18 protein-coding genes are annotated in these 21,974 nt (G+C 55.2%); 8 read left to right on the forward strand and 10 right to left on the reverse strand.

Translation table 11 applies throughout. From position 1 onward, the window contains the following. Positions 1 to 249 precede the first annotated feature (249 nt). Positions 250 to 1,218: a hypothetical protein gene (locus ACTNE6_RS19095; RefSeq protein ID WP_442497905.1), complete on the forward strand. Its 969-nt coding sequence runs from the start codon at positions 250 to 252 to the stop codon at positions 1,216 to 1,218. Positions 1,219 to 1,366: 148 nt separating this feature from the next. Here ACTNE6_RS19095 and ACTNE6_RS19100 read toward each other — a convergent pair whose 3' ends face one another. The 3 genes from ACTNE6_RS19100 to ACTNE6_RS19110 form a co-directional block, all read right to left on the reverse strand. Further along, a complete protein-coding gene (locus ACTNE6_RS19100) occupies positions 1,367 to 1,762 on the reverse strand; it encodes a GFA family protein (RefSeq protein ID WP_442497906.1) in 396 nt (131 codons plus the stop codon). Positions 1,763 to 1,799: 37 nt separating this feature from the next. Continuing rightward, the gene (locus tag ACTNE6_RS19105; RefSeq protein WP_442497907.1) at positions 1,800 to 2,258 is read right to left on the reverse strand and encodes a GNAT family N-acetyltransferase; all 459 of its coding nucleotides are present in this window, start codon (positions 2,256 to 2,258) and stop codon (positions 1,800 to 1,802) included. Between the two features lie 89 nt (positions 2,259 to 2,347). Continuing rightward, positions 2,348 to 2,902, reverse strand: coding sequence for an NADPH-dependent FMN reductase (locus ACTNE6_RS19110; protein ID WP_442497908.1), 555 nt, complete (start codon positions 2,900 to 2,902; stop codon positions 2,348 to 2,350). A 655-nt stretch (positions 2,903 to 3,557) separates the two neighbouring features. Here ACTNE6_RS19110 and ACTNE6_RS19115 point away from each other — a divergent pair. Beyond that, entirely contained in the window at positions 3,558 to 3,971 is a 414-nt protein-coding gene (locus tag ACTNE6_RS19115) for a glycine zipper family protein (protein ID WP_442497909.1), read from the forward strand. A gap of 44 nt (positions 3,972 to 4,015) precedes the next feature. Here the strand turns inward: ACTNE6_RS19115 and ACTNE6_RS19120 are convergent, their stop codons facing one another. Genes ACTNE6_RS19120 through ACTNE6_RS19140 form a run of 5 tightly spaced genes read right to left on the reverse strand, consistent with a single transcriptional unit; the run spans position 4,016 to position 10,903 of the window. Then, positions 4,016 to 7,348, reverse strand: a complete 3,333-nt coding sequence (locus ACTNE6_RS19120; RefSeq protein WP_442497910.1) for a hybrid sensor histidine kinase/response regulator — start codon at positions 7,346 to 7,348, stop codon at positions 4,016 to 4,018. Positions 7,349 to 7,363: 15 nt separating this feature from the next. After that, a complete protein-coding gene (locus ACTNE6_RS19125; protein ID WP_442497911.1) occupies positions 7,364 to 9,172 on the reverse strand; it encodes a methyl-accepting chemotaxis protein in 1,809 nt (602 codons plus the stop codon). A gap of 30 nt (positions 9,173 to 9,202) precedes the next feature. Next, complete coding sequence (locus ACTNE6_RS19130; RefSeq protein ID WP_442497912.1) at positions 9,203 to 9,718, reverse strand: chemotaxis protein CheW; 516 nt, start codon at positions 9,716 to 9,718, stop codon at positions 9,203 to 9,205. Beyond that, on the reverse strand, positions 9,715 to 10,086 hold the full coding sequence (locus tag ACTNE6_RS19135) for a response regulator (RefSeq protein ID WP_442497913.1): 372 nt from the start codon (positions 10,084 to 10,086) through the stop codon (positions 9,715 to 9,717). The genes ACTNE6_RS19130 and ACTNE6_RS19135 overlap by 4 nt, the downstream gene beginning before the upstream one ends. Positions 10,087 to 10,099: 13 nt before the next feature. Continuing rightward, on the reverse strand, positions 10,100 to 10,903 hold the full coding sequence (locus tag ACTNE6_RS19140; RefSeq protein ID WP_442497914.1) for a response regulator: 804 nt from the start codon (positions 10,901 to 10,903) through the stop codon (positions 10,100 to 10,102). Positions 10,904 to 11,245: 342 nt separating this feature from the next. On the opposite strand from ACTNE6_RS19140, the gene ACTNE6_RS19145 reads away from it, so the two are divergent. After that, complete coding sequence (locus ACTNE6_RS19145; protein ID WP_442497915.1) at positions 11,246 to 12,478, forward strand: MFS transporter; 1,233 nt, start codon at positions 11,246 to 11,248, stop codon at positions 12,476 to 12,478. On the opposite strand, the gene ACTNE6_RS19150 is transcribed toward ACTNE6_RS19145, so the two are convergent. Together ACTNE6_RS19150 and ACTNE6_RS19155 are read right to left on the reverse strand one after the other, a co-directional pair. After that, a complete protein-coding gene (locus ACTNE6_RS19150) occupies positions 12,479 to 12,871 on the reverse strand; it encodes a diacylglycerol kinase (RefSeq protein WP_331815546.1) in 393 nt (130 codons plus the stop codon). A gap of 3 nt (positions 12,872 to 12,874) precedes the next feature. Beyond that, a complete protein-coding gene (locus ACTNE6_RS19155; protein ID WP_194971824.1) occupies positions 12,875 to 13,501 on the reverse strand; it encodes a phosphatase PAP2 family protein in 627 nt (208 codons plus the stop codon). Positions 13,502 to 13,733: 232 nt separating this feature from the next. Between ACTNE6_RS19155 and ACTNE6_RS19160 the strand changes: the two genes are divergently transcribed. From ACTNE6_RS19160 to ACTNE6_RS19180, 5 genes are all read left to right on the forward strand, one after another. Beyond that, complete coding sequence (locus ACTNE6_RS19160; protein ID WP_442497916.1) at positions 13,734 to 14,186, forward strand: DUF4112 domain-containing protein; 453 nt, start codon at positions 13,734 to 13,736, stop codon at positions 14,184 to 14,186. Between the two features lie 184 nt (positions 14,187 to 14,370). Continuing rightward, a complete protein-coding gene (locus tag ACTNE6_RS19165; RefSeq protein WP_442497917.1) occupies positions 14,371 to 15,273 on the forward strand; it encodes a cation diffusion facilitator family transporter in 903 nt (300 codons plus the stop codon). A 287-nt stretch (positions 15,274 to 15,560) separates the two neighbouring features. Next, positions 15,561 to 16,772 carry a non-hydrolyzing UDP-N-acetylglucosamine 2-epimerase gene (gene wecB / locus ACTNE6_RS19170; protein ID WP_442497918.1) on the forward strand — a complete coding sequence of 404 codons (1,212 nt, stop codon included), beginning with the start codon at positions 15,561 to 15,563 and terminating at the stop codon, positions 16,770 to 16,772. Positions 16,773 to 16,792: 20 nt separating this feature from the next. Beyond that, on the forward strand, positions 16,793 to 18,259 hold the full coding sequence (locus ACTNE6_RS19175) for a glycosyl transferase family protein (protein ID WP_442497919.1): 1,467 nt from the start codon (positions 16,793 to 16,795) through the stop codon (positions 18,257 to 18,259). Positions 18,260 to 18,575: 316 nt separating this feature from the next. After that, the gene (locus ACTNE6_RS19180) at positions 18,576 to 21,971 is read left to right on the forward strand and encodes a tetratricopeptide repeat protein (protein WP_442497920.1); all 3,396 of its coding nucleotides are present in this window, start codon (positions 18,576 to 18,578) and stop codon (positions 21,969 to 21,971) included. The last annotated feature ends 3 nt before the right edge of the window (positions 21,972 to 21,974 follow it).

Genomic DNA, 21,974 nt, shown 5'->3' on the forward strand with positions numbered 1-21,974 from the left:
AAATCCGGCCCGTTGTTGTGTCATGTAGGATGTTGCCGGTGAAAAATATGCCCCTCACGGTCAGTGCGCTTCACTATGTTCAACCCATTCCCTGACAGGAAATGATTGATTCAATGGAGCTTCAGCAAACGGAATAAGCGGTCGTACGAATAGCCATTCGCCCTGCAAAACAGGTATATAGCCCTGACTCTTCAATTAACTGATTTTAATGTCAATTATTTCGAGCGCTAAATGTCAGAGGAGCGAATCATGCCAACCCATCCGTTATTGAAGTCCGTTTTCCTGTTAATCTCAACGCTGATCATGGTAATAATGAATCACTCACTTGCAGCATATGAGATGCAAGAAATCGGTGATTTGCCAAATCAAGATATCATCCTTAGCGCGGGAGATCTGATGCCGGCCGGCGCTGTCAAAAGGCGCCGCGATCATGCCAACGCCGCTGACATTACGAAGGATTCGCGTGCCGATGGTTACAATGATTTTCTTCGCCTGGTTTGGGTGCCGCCTGGAACAGCTGTGACATCGATCACGCTGGGTAAACGTGCCTTTTTCACTGCCGCTACGTTTTTCAAGCCGCCCGCGACAGTGGACAGTTTCCTGGACTTCATAGGCAACTTCTACAGAGATGGCCAGGATCTAGTGGTAATGCGCTGCCGGCCGACGCCTGAACAAAGACAGGTCGTCAACCCGCTGCTCGCCACATGGCCCAACGTACTGCCTGCCATTGCCGATGACCTTGGCGGCCCGGCCGGCAACTGCACTTCCCCGAACCTCAGTCCTGGCGAGCAACAGATCTGCAACGTGGCAAGACAGTATGAAGATGTGCCACAAGACGTCTATATAAATGGTGTGAGAGAGATGGCGGAGCTTGCGTCCCATTTGTATGACACCCCGGAAAGCGCCGACTCCCTGCGCACGGACTACGGCATATTTCCGGCATTCACCGGTCTAGGCTTCGCTGTCCGGGACAGTTCTGCCAATGGAGTAACACCTCCCATGACGACAGGTTCCATCTTGGCCGACTCAGTAGTGCCAGAGTACTTGCTGATTAATACCAAGCTGGAGGATGCCACGTGCCGATGCGTGCAGGTGCCCGACTATAAGCAGCGCCATACCGCCCAAGTCGACTCAGACTTCATCTGGAAACGCGGTAAGCTCGATAACGGGGCATGTCGCCGAATCGACAGACTTCCAGCGAGTGCTCAAGCCTTTTAGTGCTCCCAATGCACCGACGGCATGCTCTCGAGCAAGCAACTATGGAGGCGGTAAAGGCGCACTAACAGGCAAGAGGCTGCCGGCGCGTCGCTTCGCGATTGGCGCGCTTCTCGAGGTCGTTTGGAGCAGCTACTTCCTGGTCAGCGCCTCACCGTCCCGGCTGCCATTCCGCATAAGCCGGCATATCTTCGTATTCAAGCCATGGTACATCATGCGATGTCCAGATGTGCATCGAAGATTTGATGCCCGGGTCCTCATCAAGCGTCGCAATGCGAACGATCACATGAGGCTGGCCTAAACGTTCGGCGACCAGATGGGAACCGCACACGGAACAAAAATGGCGCAGCTTGCCCGGAGACGACATGAAGGATGAAAGCCTGTTCTCACCCTGCAGCCAACGGAAGTGCTTGCGCTTTACGCCAGCGGTGGAGACAAACGGCGCTGCGTGCGCCTTTCTGCAAGTCTGGCAATGACAGTGGCCGACAGGCATGTCAATGCTTTCGATTTCGTATTTAATGGTCCCGCATAAACAACTACCCTTCATTTTCATTCCTTGCTACCGGTAGCGGTAGCCTCCAGTATTATTGAGCCGGAATGGCATAGTGATAGACAAAAAACTGTTCATCACGCCGCCAACCGGCCGATTGATATAGCGCTTGCGCCGTCTCGTTGCTTATCGCCGTTGACAGCGAAAGGCGCGCCGCAGCCGATGATTTGCCGAATTCCACCGCCGCTGCCAGCAGTAAGGAAGCAACGCCTTTACGGCGACTGCTCTCGCGCACAAAAAGATCATTGAGCACAAAGGTTCCGGCAAGCGAGACAGACGAAAAGCTCGGATAAAGCTGAGCGAACCCAATAGGAACGTTCGCATCATGGGCGATAAACACGGCCGACTCGCCATGATTGAAACGGGCCAATAGAAACTCGCGCGCGGCACGAATATCGCTCTCGCGGCCATAGAATTGCCGATAGCTGTCAAACAAAGGCGCAAGCGCGTCAATATCCGACGCAACAGCCTGACGAATCGTAATGTTGTTCATAACTCTCCTATTGATGGTTATCCAATGAAAATCCTGATTTCCGCTTCAGCAGGCGTGTTTTTACAAAACCTGCAAGCGGGCAAACGTCCTTAGCCTTTGCAGTCTTCAGCCCGCTGAAACGCTATTGCGCGCCGGAAAGCCAGAACAGCTTCATGCAGCGCGGCGGAAATTTCGGGATCTGAGACAATCTCTAGCTCATCAAGTTTCGAACCGAGAATCGGCACGGTAATAGATGCCTCATCGATGATTCTGGCGGACATCACGGTGATTGTCTCCTTCAGGGCGGCCTGTGCGTGAGTTGCCCGCGGCGAAGCATTGAGCAATGCGACGGGCTTGTTTACGAAGGCCTCGCAGCCCACCATCCAGTCCAGGGCATTTTTCATGACGCCGGTGACGCCATGCGCGTACTCCGGGCTCGCTATCAGCACCCCGTCTGCGCCGAGCAGGCGATTGCGCAAATCCGCTACCGCTGGCGGATCGATGGCTTCGATGTCCGGGTTAAACAAAGGCAGCTTATCCATGCCGTTGTAGAGCTCAATCCGGACATCCGCCGGCGCCAGTTTCGAAACGGCGCGCAGCAGCGCGGTATTCAACGACGCCTTGCGCAGGCTGCCGCTGATGGCCAGTATTTTTGTCCTTCGCATTGATTGTTCCTTGAGTGGGCTGTTCCCTGCGTAATTTTACAGTTTATATCATCCAGGTCGAACAAATAAGCCGGTGAATTGATTTATATGAATGTCTATAAAACCGACCATTCCGATCTTGGAATGGCGTTTCAATACAATCGTTCTAACACTTAAGATGTGTAACTGATGTTACGTAGTTGTAGGGTCGAATTCACTGGCGTCCCTTGCGGGTATTCGCGCAGTCTGCATATCTCGGTCGTTCCGGATCGAATACCCTGAAAGGCACAAGTACCCGAAGGGCATAAATGAATTCGACCCTACATTACAGATCCGATAAAACAGAACTTAGGTCGATTCGCGCATAACATCAGAACCTAAGGATTTTCTGTGGTTTCCGCCTGTCATATCCTTGAGATACTGGTGCTTGGCGCCTGCGGCAACGCATCCAGGAGGCATCGACGCGCACCAGAAAGCCAGGGAGGTATTTTTTGCTTGGCCTGAAGGTTTCGCAACTCATAGCAAAGCAATAGGTGTTACCGCAGGTGATGGTGTAGCATTGGCACTGTCCTGGCGCTATACCGGAATCGAGCCGGACGGATAAAAGGCCGAGCTGCAGTTCCGGCGTTCGGCACAAGATCGTTTCCCCAATTATCCTCTGAAATAGGAGATTCTCATGTTCAAGATTTTTTTGATCCTTGTCGCTGCCCTGACAGTGGAAGGCTGCGCATCGACTCGCCCGGTTCTTTATCCCAATGAATATTACAACTCCGTCGGCCCAACGGTCGCGAACGGTGATATCGCGAACTGCATGCATCTGGCAGAGGCGGCCGGAGCCGATTCCAGCAGCGGCACTGGAGATGCGGCTGCCAGGGCTGCCGGGGGCACTGCCATCGGCGCTGCAGCAGGCGCCGTGGGAGGCGCTGTGGTAGGCTCAGCGGGCTCTGGGGCGGCGATCGGAGCGGCCACTGGCGCGACCGCCGGACTGCTGAACTGGATATTCGGCAAGCCGCATAGCAATCCTGCTTATGTAAACTTCGTAAACAGATGTCTTCAGGAGCGCGGGTACGAACCGGTTGGCTGGGAATAAACACATTATCCGTGTAGCAAGAGAAGCGCAGCATTTTTCCCTTATCATGCCGCCTGAATCAATTTTCGCACCAGCAGGCCGTTTAGCTTGACGATCAGATCGTCCTCGCTGAACGGCTTGGTCAAGTACAGCGTCACGCCGGCGTTATCGGCCTGATCGCGATGTTTTTCGCTGGAACGGGAAGTAATCATGATCAGCGGGATAGCCTTCAGGTCCGGCATCGTTCTTAAATAGCGGGTCAGTTCGATGCCGCTCATTCTCGGCATTTCCAGGTCCGACAGAATGATATCGGGTTTTCGGGCCTCGATTTTTTCAATCGCATCGAGCCCGTCTATGGCAGTCTGTACCTCGAACCCGGCATCCTTCAGTAATTGCACAGTAGCCTTTCTGGCGGACAGTGAATCGTCGACAACCAGCGCCAGCGTTTTTGCCGCACGCGGTCTGGCGGGCGTCAGCGCTGTGAACTGATCGGCATTCGCGCGCCTTTCGGCATCGGAAATAAGCTCGAACAGATCAACGACCGGCGCGATCTGGCCGCTGCCCAGCATTACGCCGCCCAGGACGCCGTAAACGCCTTTCAGGTAATCGCCGAAAGGACGGATCATCAAGTTTTTGTAACCGATGACCTGATCGACCAGCACAACCTGTTCGGAACCGTTGCGGGCCTTGAAAAGCAGGCCGGCTGCCTTGTCGGGCATCCGGTTTTTGCCTCCCAATCCGAGCAGATCATCCAGCGTATCGGCCGAGTAGCGGTATTCCTCGACCTGGTAGTGAAGAGAGCCATCCGCCTCGACCGACAGCCTGCCGTCCAGTGCGCAGAAAATGTGCTCGATGCCGTGTTCGGACACCGCGAAGGTCTGCCCACCTGTTTTGACCAAAATCATCGGCGCGTCATAGCGGTTGGAGGGCACGTTTATGGTTACGGACAGCCCGTAACCAGGCTTCGAGGCCAGATCCATGACGCCGTTCATGCTCGCAACCTGCGCCTGGATGGCATCCATGCCGATGCCGCGTCCGGACACATGGCTGACCAGTTCCTTGGTCGAGAAGCCGGGGCGAAAAATCAGCCGTTGTATCTGCTCATCCGATAGCGCCTGCTGATCCGTGACCCAGCCTCTGGCCAGCGCTGTCGCCCATATTCTGGCCGTATCAAGGCCGCTGCCGTCATCCTCGCAGCTGATGTTGAGCGCGTTACGGTCGTTGGTAAAATTCAGCCGTATGGTGCCTTGTCGGGGCTTGCCGGCTTGCACGCGGTCTGCCGGCGCTTCGATGCCATGATCGACGGCATTGCGCAGCAGATGCATCAGGGCGTCGGTCAGGCCATTCAGGATTTCGCTGTCGATCAGGGTATTTTCGCCGCTAATTTGCAGCTCGACTTCCTTGCCGGTCATTCTGGCGGTCTGCCTGACGATGCGCTGGCAGCGCGGGACGATCCGCTGCACGGGCACCAATCGCAGGTTCTGGACGCGCTCGAGATGCTCTTTCTGCACGCTGCGCTGTTCGATCAGGAGATTCTTTCCGTCGAGCAATTGCCGGTGCATCTGCGCGTTCTGCTCGCGCACGTCGGCTGCGGCTTCGGCCAGACGACTGAGACAGGTATGCACTTCGCTGTACTGCTCCAGTTCCAGCGCATCGAAGACCTGGCTGCCACGGCTGTCCCTGGCCGTCACGCTCTGGATGTTGACTAGTCGGTCCATCTCGGCGACCAGCTCGCTGAGCCGCCAGGTCAGTTCGCGGACTTCGTCGCTGCCGTTCAGCAAGCCGCCAATTTTGTCATGAACCCGCTCGCCGATACTGCCCGCTTCGGCGGCCGCTTCGATGATCTGGTCGAGCATGGCTGACGGAATGTTCGTCTTGGCCTTGGCCTGATCGTCATCATGGCCGGTATTTTCCGTTTCCGCCGGCACATCCGCTTTGGGGGCTTCATCCGAAACATCCAGGCCGGTCAAGCCTTCTTTTTTGATCCGATAATCCCAGTCCAGAACCTGTTGCAAAATGACCAGCGCCTGTTCCGGCGCCGCGCCCTCGCCTTGCAGACATTCGGACATGGCGGCCACACAATCGGCCGCATCGAGCAGCACGGCCCCGAGCTCCCTGCCGGGCAGCGCCTGTTCCGTGTTAAGCGCTTCCAGAATCGCTTCAAGGCTGTGCGTCAGATTGGCGATGCCGTGAACGCCGATCGTGTTGCAGGCCCCTTTCAGGGTATGGGCAATGCGCTGCGCCTCCAATAGACGCGCCTGTGAGGCATCGGCGCCGATAATGGCCTGAATAGCCGCCGAGAAGTTTTCCGTCAAAATCGGCAATTCGTGCAGCAAGGCTTGCACCAGTTCGCCGTCGACATCGCTGGGTATTGCCAGTGATACGTCATCCGGTTCGGCGATGGTTCTTTCGAGACTAGTGCGCTGCGTAGCGGAATCGGTCACGGACACGTTAAGCGCCTCGAATAACCGGCCCTGCATCGCATCCGGCAGTGGCCGGCGCCAGCCCGGCTCATGCAGATGCCGGACCAGTGCGCTGCAGTGGGTATCGTTACCGATGTCGGTCAGATACTCCTGAATCAGTATCAGCGCTATGCCGAAAAGATTGCATTCCGCGTCGTAGTCATGGTCGTCAGCGGCCTTGGCGACGACATTCAGCCAGAGTCTTCTGAATACATAGCTCAGACCGAACAGACCCACCGTTTCGCAGGCTTTGTTGATATTTTCCAGCAAAAAATCGTTGGCGCTCAAGGACTGCTGATATTCGGTCAGCGATGCGCAATTAAATTTGGCCAGCGTATGGGTCAGGTCATCGGCGACTTTGCCGAATACCTCGCTGATCATATGCACCAGCGCCAGGTCTACCGGCTCGACCGGCCTGTCGGCCAGCGGCTCTATGAACGGCTCGTCATCAGCCTGGAGCTCGATTTCTTCTGATAACGGCACAGCCGGGGCTTCTGCCGTAGAGCCCGCGAATTCGATCAGGCCATTGATCAGCTCGATCGCATCGTCCTCATTCAAAGGCTCTTGCCATATAGGGTCTTGAAGCAACGAAACCCAGGCGACAATAACTTTTTCATCAGCCGGCGCCTGCAGATAGTGACGACAGGCTTCATGCCAACGCTGTAGCAAGGACTGCTCCGACGCGGGCAATCCGTTTTCACGGCTTGCGAGCAAGAGATCCAGGTTTTCGGCGTATAAAGCGATCAGGTCCATCAGGGCCGGCGCACCGGCTTCGCCAAGTTGCTCAGCCAGGATTTGCCAGCCTTCGCTGAGCTGCTCGGCCAGTTCCTGGCAGCATTCATCGCTGTTGGCCGCCAGCAGTTCCTCCAGTTGAAGATCGAGCTGATCCAGCGTTGATCTGAATGGTTCCAACACGCTCATTGAATCTTGCGACATACAGTAGGCTCGCTATCAGGCAGGCAGTCTGAACACGCGGACTTTTTTCAGCAGTGTCTCGGCGTCATTGACAAGTCCTTCTGAAAGTTGTGACTGCGCCTGTAGCTGAATATGGGTTTTCTTCGTGCTTTGCTGAATCACTGTGGCGCGTTCTTTTAGGATCTGCCCCAGTTTGACCTGCTTCATGGCTTTATCGGCGATGTCGTGTACATACTCGACCAGCTTCACAGTCACGTTACGCGTGTCTTTCATCCGGTCGCCCGCCTCTTCGGCCAGTCTCGTACCTTCAACGACCTGAGTGATCACGTCGTTCATCGTGTTGACGGCGTCGGCCGTGTCGACCTGAATGTTTTTCACCAGCAGCGAGATCTGGCCGGTCGCTTCGCGCGAGCTTTCCGCCAGCCGCTGCACCTCGCTCGCGACAACCATGAAGCCCCGTCCCGCTTCACCGGCCTGCGCGGCCTGCATGCCGGCATTCAGGGCCAGCACGTGCGTGCGCTCGGCGATTTCGTTGATGATGTTGACGGCGCCGGTGATTTCCTGCGAGCGCTCGCCAAGCCGCTTGATGCGCTTTTCGATCTCGCGGATGATCTCGCGGATCTTGTTGATGCTCTGCACGGTATCGGTCACGGCCTGCAGCGCCGTATCGGTGGCCTGCATGGCCTCCTTGGACGAGTTGTTCGTGGTCTGTGAAATGCGAGCGACATTCAGCATCATCATAACCGCCGAATTCAGCTCCTCAAGCATTTTCTCCGTCTCCATCCTTTCCTGCTCGGCAAAAACCATGACGGCATCGGACTGGCTTTTCACCTTGCTGGATGACAGGTTGACGCGCTCCGACACATGGTTCACGTCCTTCAGCGTCGATGCCGTCTCCTGAGCCAGCAGATTGATCGCATCCGACAGTGTGCCGGTGATGTCTTCGGAAACCGGAATATGGACGGTCAGATCCCTCTGACTCAAACGGGCGACTGACTGCAGCAAGGCGATGACCGAGTTGTTCAGCTCGGCTCTGGCCCTTTCTGAAGCGGCTAGTTTCTCGGCCCGCTCGTCCAGCAGCGCGTCGAAGCTGCGGGCCAGAATGCCGATTTCGTCTTTGGCGTCGACTTTGGCGCGCGCCTCGTAGTCGCCCTGGGAAATCTTGTTCACCAATGCAGTCAGGAACCTGACCGGTTTCAGGACGCTGAACTCGACGACCGCCACATACAGACTGATCAGCAGAAAAACCAGGGCCAGGCCGATAGTGGCTGTTTCCTGTTTAAACTGTGCTATCGATTCTTCCGTCGTTTTGGCGGTCTGGATTTTCAAGCGCTGGGCCTGTTCGGCAATATGCTGAATCGCATCCGTCGGGGCGCGGTCGATGCCGCGCACCTTGTCATCGACATCACGATAACCGAGGCCGTCTTTGTTCATGAATAATAATGGAATCGCCGCATGGTACTGTTCAGTCAGACGATCATGCTCGACCAGAAACTGGTCGGCGGCCTTGATGATATCGGGATGTCGCTCGGCGAGCCTGCGCAGTTGCTTGACGGTGCTTTGGGTTTGCAGACGCATGTCCTCGAACTGGGCGCTGTATTTGTCATAGTCCTTTTGCACATGGCCTCGGATCAGCATGTTTTTCCATTCCTGCACCTGTTTCTTGAACAGGACTGTAGCCTCCAGAGACAGATTCGCAATCTTATTGGCCTGCTCGTTGCTTCTGGCCATTTCTTCGGAATAGGAATCCATGCGTTCGAAGGCGTAATAACCTAGCACGGCCAGGACCACCAACATCAGCAGAAAGGCGCCGTGAAGCTTGAGTCGTATACTTAGATTTTTCATGTTTTTTGATTATTGTTCAATCAGATATTGTCAACAGGACTTCGCGTTTTCAGCGAGAAACGTGAAAAAATCCGTTTTGTTGAAGGCCAACCAAACTGCCTCTTGTTGCCGATAAGCCTTGCGGACCTGAGCGGCAATCGGATCGGGTATCGGCACATCCGCTGCCGATGTTTCCATGAGTCCCGTCAGCCACTGCGGCGAGGCTTTCAATACGAAACCCAGCGCCTGCTTGCCTTGATCCAGAACCAGCACCATCGGTTTGTTGAGATCGGCCGGCGCCTGGAGCAACAGCGCATGCAGATCGAAAACCGGAATCAGATTGCTGCGCAACGCCATGACGCCCGGCATCCAGCTCCGGGTATGCGGAATTGGCCGGATTTCCGGGTTCATGACGATCTCGCCGGGGCACTGTTCGGGAAACAGAAAGCCTAAAGGGCCTATCCTGAAGCCATAGCGCTGCGCGCCCTGAACCGCATTGGCTGAAACAACAGGGCCGGTGTATAAATCCGGCAGCCCGGCCTCGGTTTCTTCGAGCAACGCGCTCACCGCTCGAACACCTTTATCTGGTCCAGAATCTCATTTTTCAGATAGGGTTTGGTGATATAGGCCTTGCCTCCCTGCAATTGGGCCCATACTTTATCGGCCTGCTCGCCCTTGCTGGACAGAAAGATCACCGGAATATCCTTGGTGGCCTCATCATTGGCCAGTTTGCGGCAGGCCGTGAAGCCATCGACTTCCGGCATGACGATATCCATAAAAATCAGGTCGGGCTTGCCATTGGCGGCAATGGCCTCTATTGCGGCTTTGCCTGAGTGCGCCGTCATGACTTCGTATCCGGCCTCGGTCAGGATGTTTTTCAGATTGCTCAGTTCGACAACCATGTCGTCGACGCATAAAATTTTTCTAATCGCCATCGCGACTCCCTTTTTATTGTTTTTTGTAATTGCTCAGCCAATTCATGATGCGGTCCAGCATATTCTGGAATTCATCGGACTTGATAGGCTTGGTGATGTAATTCGTGCAGCCGGCCATGACGCCTTTGACTTCATCCAGCGGCGAAGTCCTGGCCGACAGCATGATGATCGGTGTTTTCTTCATCTCGGCGATTTTCCTGATCCGGCCGCAGGTTTCGTAACCGTCCATGCCCGGCATCATGACATCGAGAAAAATGAAATCATAGGTTCTTGCCGCCACCTTGGCGAGGGCTCGTTCGCCGCTCTCGGCGAAATCGACGCTCAACGGCAAAGAAGCTTTCCCCAGTTCCAGCGCGATGGTTTTCTGCATCAGTTCGCTGTCGTCCACGACAAGAACGGCATAAGCATAGGTCTTGTGCTGCGTGGCTCTAACATCGACCACACAGTTACTGGCTTCAGAGGGCTGTTCGCTGTTGACGAAGGCCTGTCTGTTTCCGGCAGGAATTTTGACTTGGTCGAGCACACGAATAACCCGGGTCGCCAGCAATAGTCCTTTAATATGATAATCGGAGCCTTCGGGTTTGTCGGACTGACCGACGGTCACAACCGGGGTTTCAGTATGCACGGCATCTATAGGGGCTTTACTGTCGGATAATGTCTTATTATCGATATCGACAATCAACAGATCGGCTCGATCAGTCAATTCTGCAATAGTGTAAGTGCGCTCCCGGTTTCCTGTCGCTTGAAAAATTTTCTCGATTTTTTCGGCATTTTTTTCAGAAAACCCCCGCAACCCCACTTTCAAGTTTTTTGTCATTATTTGTCTTGCCCCAGCATGGTTAGTCCTGAACAACCCCGCTCCATGGGAGCCGAAACTCTATCAGCGCTATATGACGATTTTGTTACAGAAGAGGGTCAGCTACAGTTAAATCTGAAAAATGTGAGACAGTCGCGATTTTTCACAAGTTGGCTTTGAATCAGATAGGGGTTTTTCTGGCTTAATCCTGTAAGTCTTTACAAAGCATGTTCAATAAAGGCCAAACCAGCCTTGCGATGTACGAGTTGAAGGTCAACTTGCCGCATGATGGTAAACTTACGCGTTCTTGTGCCTGCGCTTGCGGCACGTGCTTTTGAATACAGTTTTATTAAGGTCACCCTCATGTCAAAATCCCTGAACGGATTCGGCGCGCTGCGTCATCGTAACTTCGCTCTGTATCTGAGCGCAAAACTGCTCGCCACAATCGCCGTGCAAATGCAGCTCGTCGCCGTGGGCTGGCAGATTTATGCGCTCAGCGGCGATGTCATGGATCTGGGCCTGGTCGGTCTGTCGCAATTTGCGCCTTTCGCCGTGCTGATCCTGATTGCGGGACAGGCCGCGGACCAATGGAACCGGCACCGGATCATCACGCTGTGCTTTGTTGTGGAAATGCTCTGCGGCCTGCTATTGCTGGGCTTTTCCCTGGCAGGGCTGAAAGAAGTCTGGCCGGTGTTTGCGGTCATGGCGCTGTACGGTTCGGCGCGCGCGTTCATGATGCCGGCCAGTCAGGCCATCGTGATCAATCTGGTGCCGCCCGAGCGTTTCGGCAACGCCGTGGCGCTGAACTCCTCACTGTATCATGTCGCCGTGATCGTGGGCCCCTCATTGGGCGGATTGCTGTATCTGGCCGGGCCCGAAACGGTCTACGCTGTCGTTGCCAGCCTTCTGGCGTTGTCGGCGCTGCTGATGCTGTTTATCCGCACTGACAGGAATGCGGCTGCAAGCCGGCAGCCGGTTTCCTGGCATACGCTGTTGGAAGGCCTGCGTTTCGTGCGCGCCAAGCCGATCATACTGGGCGCGATTTCCCTGGATCTGTTTGCCGTGCTGTTCGGCGGCGCGGTCGCATTGCTGCCGGTCTATGCCCGCGACATCCTGCATATCGGCCCGCACGGCCTGGGCCTGCTGCGCACGGCGCCGGCCGTCGGCGCGGCAGCGACGGCCGTGCTGCTGGCCTGGCTGCCGATCACGCGCCGGGTCGGACGCTGGATGTTCGGCGGCGTCGTGCTGTTCGGCGCGGCGACGGTGGTGTTCGGCCTGTCCAGAGACTTTTACCTGTCGCTGCTGATGCTGTTTCTGATGGGTGCCGGCGACATGGTCAGCGTCTACATCCGCCACCTGCTCGTGCAACTGGAAACGCCGGATGCGATCCGGGGCCGCGTCAGCGCCGTCAATTCCGTGTTTATCGGCGCCTCCAACGAGCTGGGCGAATTCGAATCCGGCATTACCGCCGCCTGGTTCGGGCTGGTGCCGGCCGTGGTCATAGGCGGCGGCGCCACGCTGCTCATCACGCTGTTGTGGATCGGCCTGTTTCCATCGTTGCGCCGTATCGACCGATTTCCTCAGCCGCAGCGCTGATTAGCCCGGCCTGATCACGAACCATAGCCGGCCCAGCTCCGATACGATCACCACGACCCAGATCAGAATGCTGATGCCGGCCGCGGCCGCCGCAATGTCTTTGATGACTTTGATTTTCTGGTTCTCCCGGTTTTCGACGAAATCGCACAGGGTCTCGATGGTCGTGTTGAACATTTCGGCGATCAGCATGAGGCCGGTCGCCGAAAATACCGACAGGAAATCGATCCACTGGCGAAAATAGAAGCATACGGCCAGAACAGCGATCGACAGCAGGACTTTGTAAGCGACGCTGAAATCATACAGGATGGCGTAGCGCAGCCCTGAAAGGATGATCTTGAATTTTTGCAGGGGATGATAACCGCTCTGCCCCGTGCCCAGGAATTTGTGGCGCATGGCTCAAGTGACCCTGATGCCGATCGTATTCAGAAGATGTGCGACGCCCAGGATCCACAGCAACGCCAGCACCAGGCCTGCCAAGACATCCGAAGGGTAGTGCACCTGCAGATAAAGGCGCGACAATGCGACCATGACAGCGACCGGCGCCGCAATGACGAGAAACCAGAATGCCCTTTGCATATCGAGCCGCCTTAGGATCAGGTAAAGTGCGATCACGAAAGCCATGACCTGTGCGGTATGGGCGCTCGGAAACGAGGCATTTAAAGGCATCGTGCCGATAAACGGAAATATATCCGGCCGGACGCGCTGGAACAGGTATTTGGCCAAATGCGCAATAAGGCTGGCGCCGCCCAGGCTTAAAATCAGAAACCATGCCTCGCCCCAATGACCGTCCCTGACCAGAAACCACAGAATCAGAACCGCTGCCGGCAGCAACAAATAAAGCGATCCGAAATTAGTAAAGAACAGAAACAGCCGGTCCAGCCAGAGGTTGCGGAGTTTAGAGATATGGGTAAGAACAATTTTGTCCCATAGGAATGGCGGCGCGCTGAAGTGTTCGATGATAAGCAGCAACACCACCATAATCAGCCACAGAACCAAGGTTGTCGTCAGTTTCGATAAAGTCATAGCGTCGCCTTGAAAAGCCGTTGCGCAACAGCGTTGATTATCGGGTAGAGCAGGACTCTCTGCTTGATTTTGATGCCGGTACGCCGCAATTGTTCCGGAGCCTTCCGATGTCCCCAATTCTGCTCTGTAGAGCGGCTGTTTATGTACGCAATCGTACAGACTGCGTTTATTTTTATCGGCAAGCTATATTGCGCCCTAAAAACAATTAGCCACAGTTCAGGAGATACAATAAATGGACAAAGTGAAGCAATTGGAGCAATTGGCCAGACTGCTGGACAATTCATTCCGCATTCCGGGCACCTCCTTTCAGATGGGGCTCGACAGCCTGATCGGCCTGATTCCTGGCATAGGCGATACCACGGGCGGAATTTTATCCACTTATATCATCTGGCAGGCTGCCAGGATGGGAGTCCCCCGCGTTGTGCTTCTGCGCATGGGCGTCAATGTCATATTGGACGCGCTGCTGGGAGCGATACCGTTTTTCGGCGACATCTTCGATATCGCATTTAAAGCCAACCGGAAAAACATCCAGTTGCTGAGCAATTACTATCAGTCCCCGCAGGCCGCTGTCCAGCGAGATACCGTTTCAATCGCGCTCATAGCCGCTTCCATTATTGTCGCAGTCGGGCTCGTCGCCTGGCTGACGATCAAGCTGCTTGCCTGGCTGATCCACGCTATCGGTTAAACAGTCTGTAGGCATGTCCTGAACATCCAGGCTAGAGCCAATAGAAGTGATTTAACGATTTGCCGGATTTCAGTTTTATTTGCTACGATCCATCCTATACTTACTTAATAATCCTTTAAGCGCCTAAATATCATCGGCTGCTTTATGAGCCTGTATTTTTAATCCAACCCGTCCGGCAACAGTCATGTCACACTCCAGCTCAATCACCGCCATTTTATATGCATTGGCCGCTAATCTCGGTATCACGGTCGCCAAGGCGGCAGCCGCATTCTGGACAGGCTCGGGCTCGCTGCTGGCCGAGGCGATCCATTCCCTGGCCGACTCCGGCAATCAGATATTGCTATTGATCGGCATGCGGCGCTCGAAAAAACAGGCTACCCAACTTCACCCCATGGGATACGAGCGCGAGGCCTATATCTGGTCTATGATGGTCGCGATTACCTTATTCTCGGTCGGCGGCGTATTTTCCGTTTATGAAGGCTGGTTGCGCTACACGGACCCGCATGAAGTCGAAAATGCCGGCGTTGCGTTTCTTATTTTGCTGATTGCGGTTGCCCTAGAATCGTTCTCGCTGAAAGGCGCGCTGGCGGCCCTGGAGGAAGAAAAAGGCGAGCGCACGCTGTGGCAATGGTTTCAGGAGACATCCTCCAGTGAACTGATGGTCGTGACCGGCGAAGATATCGCCGCCCTGGCTGGGCTCGTCATTGCAATGGTCATGCTGGGCCTGACCATGATGACCGGCAATACCGCGTTCGATGCCATAGGCTCCATGCTGATCGGCCTGCTATTGATCGCCGTCGCGGCAATCGTCGGCCGGGAAGTGCACTCGCTGATCCTGGGCGAGAGCGCCGAAGGCATCCGCGACAACGTCAAACAATATCTGGAAAGCCAACCCTGCGTGCGGCAAGTCCTGAACCTGTGGGCGATCAACCACGGCAACAGCGTCATGGTCACAATCAAGGCCGAGCTGACGCCCGACATGGCGGTCATCGATGCAGTCGATGAAATCAATGCCATGGAGAGGCGGATCAAGGAGGCGCATCCGCGCGTGAAATGGATATTCTTCGAGATCGATAACGCGGATTAAACGCCGGACCGCCCCGGCATGGATTTCAGAAAGGCGTCAATGATATTCATCCACCCTAACATCAAACGTCTGTTTCAGCGCCTTCGGTACCTACATCACGGCATGCCTGCAGCTTCGCAACCGTTATTTCAGTGATGGCGTTGCTTAAAATAACAAGCGCCACCTGACCTAATCCAATGAACAGGCGCTATTGAACCCGAGGCTGAGTTGCAACTTTTGCCGACGGCGTTGCTCGAATTGGAATACAGAAAATTCGAGCTTTCGTTGAAATAATGAAGGGGGATGGCATGATTCCTCATAAAAAACGCATAGCCGTCATCATGGGCACCCGACCCGAAGCCATCAAAATGTCGCCGGTCGTCCATGCCTTGAAGAAGCGCTCCGGCGCACTGGAAACCCTGGTGATTTCCACGGGACAACACCGGCAAATGCTGGATCAGGTCCTGTCGGTTTTTCATATTACGCCTGACGTGGACATGCATATCATGCAGCCCGACCAGACGCTGGCCGAACTGACCGCCCGCGTTCTGGTCGACAGCCGCAAGGTGTTTGCCGAGATAAAGCCAGAGCTCCTGCTGGTGCAGGGTGATACGACCACGGTGTTCGCGGCGGCGTTGGCGGCCTTTTACTTCAGGATCCGCGTCGGCCATGTGGAAGCCGGCCTGCGCAGCCATGATCTCTACAATCCCTTTCCCGAGGAACTGAACAGGCGGCTGACCAGCCTAGTGACCGACTTGTACTTTCCGCCGACGCTGCTGGCGCGCAACAATCTTCTGCAGGAAGGCGTGCGCCCGGAACAGATCGTCGTCACCGGCAATACCGTCATCGACGCGCTCTACTCGCTGCTCAACCACCCTTACTCATTGGCCAACTCGCCGCTGAAAGACATCCCCTTCGAAGGCCACCGCGTGCTGCTGGTTACTTCGCACCGGCGCGAGTCGCTGGGCGAGGACCTGGTCCATACCTGCGAGGCGATCAAGGATCTGGTCAACCGTTTTCCCGATCTGCTGGTGGTTTACCCGGTGCATCTGAATCCGAACGTGCGCGGCACGGTCTACAAGCTGCTGGCGAACGTGCCGCGCGTGCATCTGCTGGACCCGCTGGATTATCTGAATTTCATCAACCTGATGCAGCGGTCCTATGTCATCTTGACCGACTCCGGCGGCGTTCAGGAAGAAGCGCCCAGTCTCCATAAACCGCTGCTGGTGATCCGCCGCGTCACCGAGCGCCCCGAAGCCTTCGAAGCGGGGCTGTCCAGGGTCATCGGCAACGCCCGGGAAAACATTGTTTCCGAAGTCAGCCGGCTGCTGACGGATAAAGAGGCCTATCAGGCTATGAGCACCGGCGCCAATCCATACGGCGACGGCCATGCTTCCGAGCGCATTGCGAAAGCGGTCGTGAACTGGGCCCGGAAAAAACCGGCGCTGCTCTCCGAGGACACGCAATTCAAGCCCCGCTATATACCCAAGAGATTACATGCAGGCAGACCTTTGATCTGAAAACAGGGAGAAAGCCGAATATGACCCCGCTGGACCTGAACGAATGGGTTGCGTACCTGCTGGTGCTGATGAAGGGCTTGCTGGCTTTTGCCAGTACCGTTTTTTTAATCAGCGGCCTGGACGATCTGTTCATCGATCTCTGGTACGTGATCAGGGGCCTGTATCGCCGTTTTTTCATACCCTCGTATAATCCGTTGACCACGGAGCAGTTGCTGTCGATCCCCGAGCAGCCACTCGCGATCATGTTGCCGGCCTGGGACGAATCGGCGGTAATCAGGCCGATGCTGATGAACACCTTGCGGACGCTGAATTACCAAAACTACCATATCTTCGTCGGCGTTTACCCCAATGATCCCGCGACGCGCCGGGAAGTCGAGCGCGTCATGGAACAATACGCCAACGTGCACATTGCGGCCTGCGGCAACGACGGCCCTACCAACAAGGCCGACTGCCTGAACTGGATATGCCAGGAAATCCGCCGGCTTGAAAAAAAAGAGGGTATTCAGTTTGTGGCGTTCATCATGCAGGATTCAGAGGATGTCATTCACCCGCTCTGCTACAAGCTGGTCAATTACATGTTTCCCCAATTCGACATGGTCCAGCTGCCCGTGCTTTCGCTGCCGAGAAAACCGTGGCAGTTTACCGGCGGCCACTATCTGGATGAGTTTGCGCAGCTGCATCAAAAGGATCTTGTCGTCCGCGAGTCGATCAGCCATTCGCTGCCTGCCGCGGGCGTGGGCTGCGCGTTCAGTCATCGGGCGCTGGAAACGGTTGCCCGATACAATAATAATGAAATTTTCAGCGTCAATTCATTAACGGAAGATTACGACTTCGGGCTGCGGCTGAGAAAATACGGGCTGAAGCAAATATTCGTCAAATTTTTCACGACGCGCACGGAGATGCGGCGCAGTTTCTGGACTCGCCGCCTCAAGGAAATCCAGGTGCCGGAGCTGGTCTGCATCCGCGAATATTTCCCCGACCGTTTCTGGGCTTCCGTCCGGCAAAAATCCCGCTGGGTGCTAGGCATCTGCCTGCAGGGCTGGAAGAACCTCGGCTGGGAAGGCGACCTGGCGACCAAGTACATGCTCTACCGGGATCGAAAAGCCCTGCTGACCAATCTGGTCAATATGCTTGGCTATGTGATTGTGCTGGTAGTCGTACCTATCTGGATCAACAGCCTGATCAATCCGGAAGCCTATCGTTATCCGCCGCTGGTCGTTCCCGGCTCCTGGGTGTGGTATGTGCTGCTGGTCAATGCCGTTCTGTTTGTGATACGGATCGTGGTACGGACTTACTTTACGGGTCGACTTTATGGATTCGGTCAGGCGATGCTGTCCTTCCCTCGCATGATCTGGGGGAATTTCATTAATTTTCTCGCCACCATGCGGGCGATTTTTCAATATCTGAAGTATTTGCGTACCGGCAAAACCATAGCCTGGGATAAAACGGCGCACGTTTATCCTGAAATTGATGACATTTCTCACTAATTTAACTGATGTTACGCCGTTGTAGGGTCGAAACCGGCACCCGCCGGGAAATTCGGAACACCCTATTTTGCAAACTTGCAAAAAAAGGGGGATAGCATTACCGTACTAGCTTCGCACTATAACGCTAACTCATTGGTCAACCCGTAAGACCTGATAGTCAAAAAACCTCAGAAGCAAGGCGCACAACAATTGGCGGCTGATGATTTGTTGTAGAGTCTTTTGCCGCGTTTCGCGAAGGAGCTAACCGGCAAAGCGCTTCATCAGAAGGCAGCATGTCCCGTGCATTTTTATAACAATAAGAAGAGATAAACCGACCATGGCAGACAAGGATTCGAGCAGTTTATTTCATCTGTACCGGCGAGGGCTTTTAGGCTTGGGATATTGCCTTTTTTCCGGCATGACCTTTGCCGCAAAACCGCCTCCCGAAGCCGATGTCAACCGTTATCTCGACAAAATCCGGATAGAGCGGAATGAGAATTTTATCCAGAGGGAAATGCGGGAATTCAGCGGGTTTCCGCATCTGGATAAAGCGGAAAGGCTGGCCGCGGCCGGCAAAACCGAAGAAGCCGTTGCCGAATTCGAACGCTATCTCAGCATCGACCCCCTCGATGTCAAGGCGCGCATGGCCTATGGCATGTTCTTGTACAAAAACCGAAAATTTCCGCAAGTCATCGAACAGATGGACATCATTCTCAAGAGCCACCCGGAGCTGATCCCGGCCTGGTCATACCGGGGCCTTGCCAAACAGGCGCTGGGCGATTACCAGGGCGCCAACAGGGATTTCAACGCCGTACTGTCCAATCCCGATGCCCAGGCCAGCGACTGGCGCTTCGCGCTCAATTCCAGAATCGATATCAGCATCCAACATAAGCAATATCAACAGGCGCATGAGCTACTGGAAAAGCTGGCCGAGGTGTCCCCCAGCTTTGCCGCCTATTACCGGAAAGGCGTGGTGCTTGAGGAACTTTCCCGCACGGCCGATGCCGTCTCAGCCTATCAATCCTCCGTGAAGCTGGCACGCCTCGATGCCGACCGGCTCAGAGGACTTCGTGCGCTGGCCGAAGCATACGCCAAGCTGAACAACTGGACGGAAGCCAAACGCACCAGTGAACGGATTCTGCAACTGGCCCCGGATGACCTGAAGGCGATGCGCAGTCTGGCTTATGCGGCTTACAATCTAAAAGACCGGAACAACGCCATCAACTGGATTAAAAATGCGCTGGCCAGAGAGGACAACAGCCGGGATAGGGAATTTCTGGCCAACCTACTGAACGAAACCCGCCAATTTGACGAAGCCTGCGCCGAATATGCCAGGCTGTCCGAAACCTTCAAGGAACCCGATGACCGGCGCCGAACGCTGATGTCGCTGGGTTACTGTTATCAGCAGTTGAACCGCCAAAAAGAAGCTGCGGACGCTTTCCGGCAGGCTGCCGCCATCGGCGAAGACCGACGCAGCCTCGAGGCGCTGGCGGCGCTGCAGGAAGCGGAAAAGGACATGGCCGCCGTGCTTGAAACTTACCGGCGCTTGCTGAAAATCAGCCCGACGGCGCAAGTTCATCTCAAACTCGCTAATCTTTATCGGGCCAGCCATGACAACCAACAGGCGCTGGCTCACTATGAGAACGCTTTAAAGCTCGGACTGGATGAACCGCAAAAAGCGTCGGTGCTGGCGCAGATGGGCATGATCCATTATGAGCAGGGCCAATACCCTGAAGCCCGTTCTGCCCTGGAGCGTGCCGCCGCGCTCACGCCGAATGATCCGGCCTTGTTGAATACGTTAGGCGAAACGGCCCTCAAGACCGGCGAGCCCGAAAAAGCGTTGGACTACTTTCAGAAGGCCGTCGCGATCAGCCCCACGGTGCGCGGCTTGAAAACCCTGGCAAACCTGAATGTAAAGCTCGGCCGCTGGCAGGCGGCGGAAAATAACTACCGGCAGCTGCTCGCCGGCCATAAACTCGCTGCGCGCGAAAAGGCTAAAATTTATGAGAGCCTGTCCTTTGTTTACACTCAGTTAGGTCAGAACGACGCTGCGGCCGACTATCTGGATAAAGCCATTGCGGCCGGCAGGGACTATGAAGACGCGCATGTGAATCTGGGTTATATATTATTCAGGCAGCAGCGCTGGCAGGAAGCGCTCGAACAGTTTTCCGAAGCGCTGGAACACAACCGGGACCCTGCTACACTGCTGATCATGGGCCAGATTTACCGCAAGCTGGACAGGCCCAAGGAAGCGATAGCGCATCTTGAGGAAGCCCGGCTTTTCAGGCAGCAGCTCGATGCGAAAGACAGAAAAGCGCTGCTGGATGAACTGGGTTATCTCTACGCCGACCGGAACGATTACGATAAGGCGGTCAGAATCTGGCGGGAGTCGCTGTCGGTGACCCCGGACCTTTTGATTTCAGTCAGCTATGCGCACGGGCTCAGGCTGCTGAACCGCAATGCGGAAGCCAAAGCCGTGCTGCAGGGCATCGATGAAAAATCGTTGCCCGATGACGCGGTCAAAGCACAGCGCTGGGACGACCTGGCCTTGCTGTATGAAGCGGACCAAACCGTTAATGACGCCATCGGGGCGCAAAAGCGCGCCTTGGGCTTTGAAAAAACGCCGGGCCGTCATTATCAGCTGGGACTTTTTTACCAGAAAGCCAATCAGCCGGATGCGGCACTGGCAGAACTCCGGCAAGCCGCAGCGCTGGAATCGTCGAATCCGGCCTTTAAGGAAACGCTGGCTTACGCGTATGCCAATGCCGACAAGCCGGCCGAGGCGAGCCGGATGCTTGAACAGGTCGCCGCCAGGGAACCCAAGCGGGTCGATTTGCTTAAGAATCTGGGCTACTTCAATTCACGCATACCCGACAATGAAAGGGCCGCGCAATGGTTCAGGCAGGCTATCGACACGGCGGAACAATATCCCGACCCGAATAAAACCCCTGCCGAACAGAATATAGAAAATTACCGCCTGCGCCGCGAAGTGGAAAAGCTGACCCATTATTTTGATATTTCAGCCTATCAGTCGCTGCGTATCCCGGACAGTAAAGGCGATTTCCGCAACACGACGCAGGGCGGCATTCTGGGCGGCGTCGTTCCTTCGCAGGGCGGCGTGGAACTGGCCTTTCAGCCGCCGGTCATTGGTTTGAGGAATGAACGGATTTTCCAGGTGTTCACCCGCTTTTTGTGGAATGCGCCGCCCGGAGGCTTGAATGTGGATTCCGACTCGATTCAGGGCGGCGTCGGCCTGCGCTACAAGCCGTTCCGCAAGCTGGACTTTTATGTCTCCGCCGAGCACCTGTTCAAAGTGGGAGGCGATGCAATCAATGACTGGCTGCTGCGCGCTTCCTACGGATGGAACGATGGCGATGAGATGAAGCCGGGGCAGTCGTCATGGAATTATTCAACGGTCTATGCCGATCTCGGTTATTTCATTAACGATCCCGGCATCGTGGCTTTTTACGGCGAAATGCGCCAGGGTTATAGCTTTAATTTTTACGATGCGTTCCTGGTCACGCCGCATCTGGTGCTGGACGGAAGAACTCAGGATCATGATGAATCCAATATTTCTTATCTTGAAGGCGGCGGCGGATTTTCTTTCCGTTATTTCTTCAACGAGTCGCGTTATACGTCGGCCCGCTCAAGCATTGAATTGCTGGCCCAGTATAAGGCGGGACTTTCCAACATCGATGGAGGGTTTATCTTAACCGGCGTCTTAAGATACTAATAA

It is taken from the genome of Methylobacter sp. sgz302048 (genome assembly GCF_052162025.1).
Lineage (GTDB): Bacteria > Pseudomonadota > Gammaproteobacteria > Methylococcales > Methylomonadaceae > Methylobacter.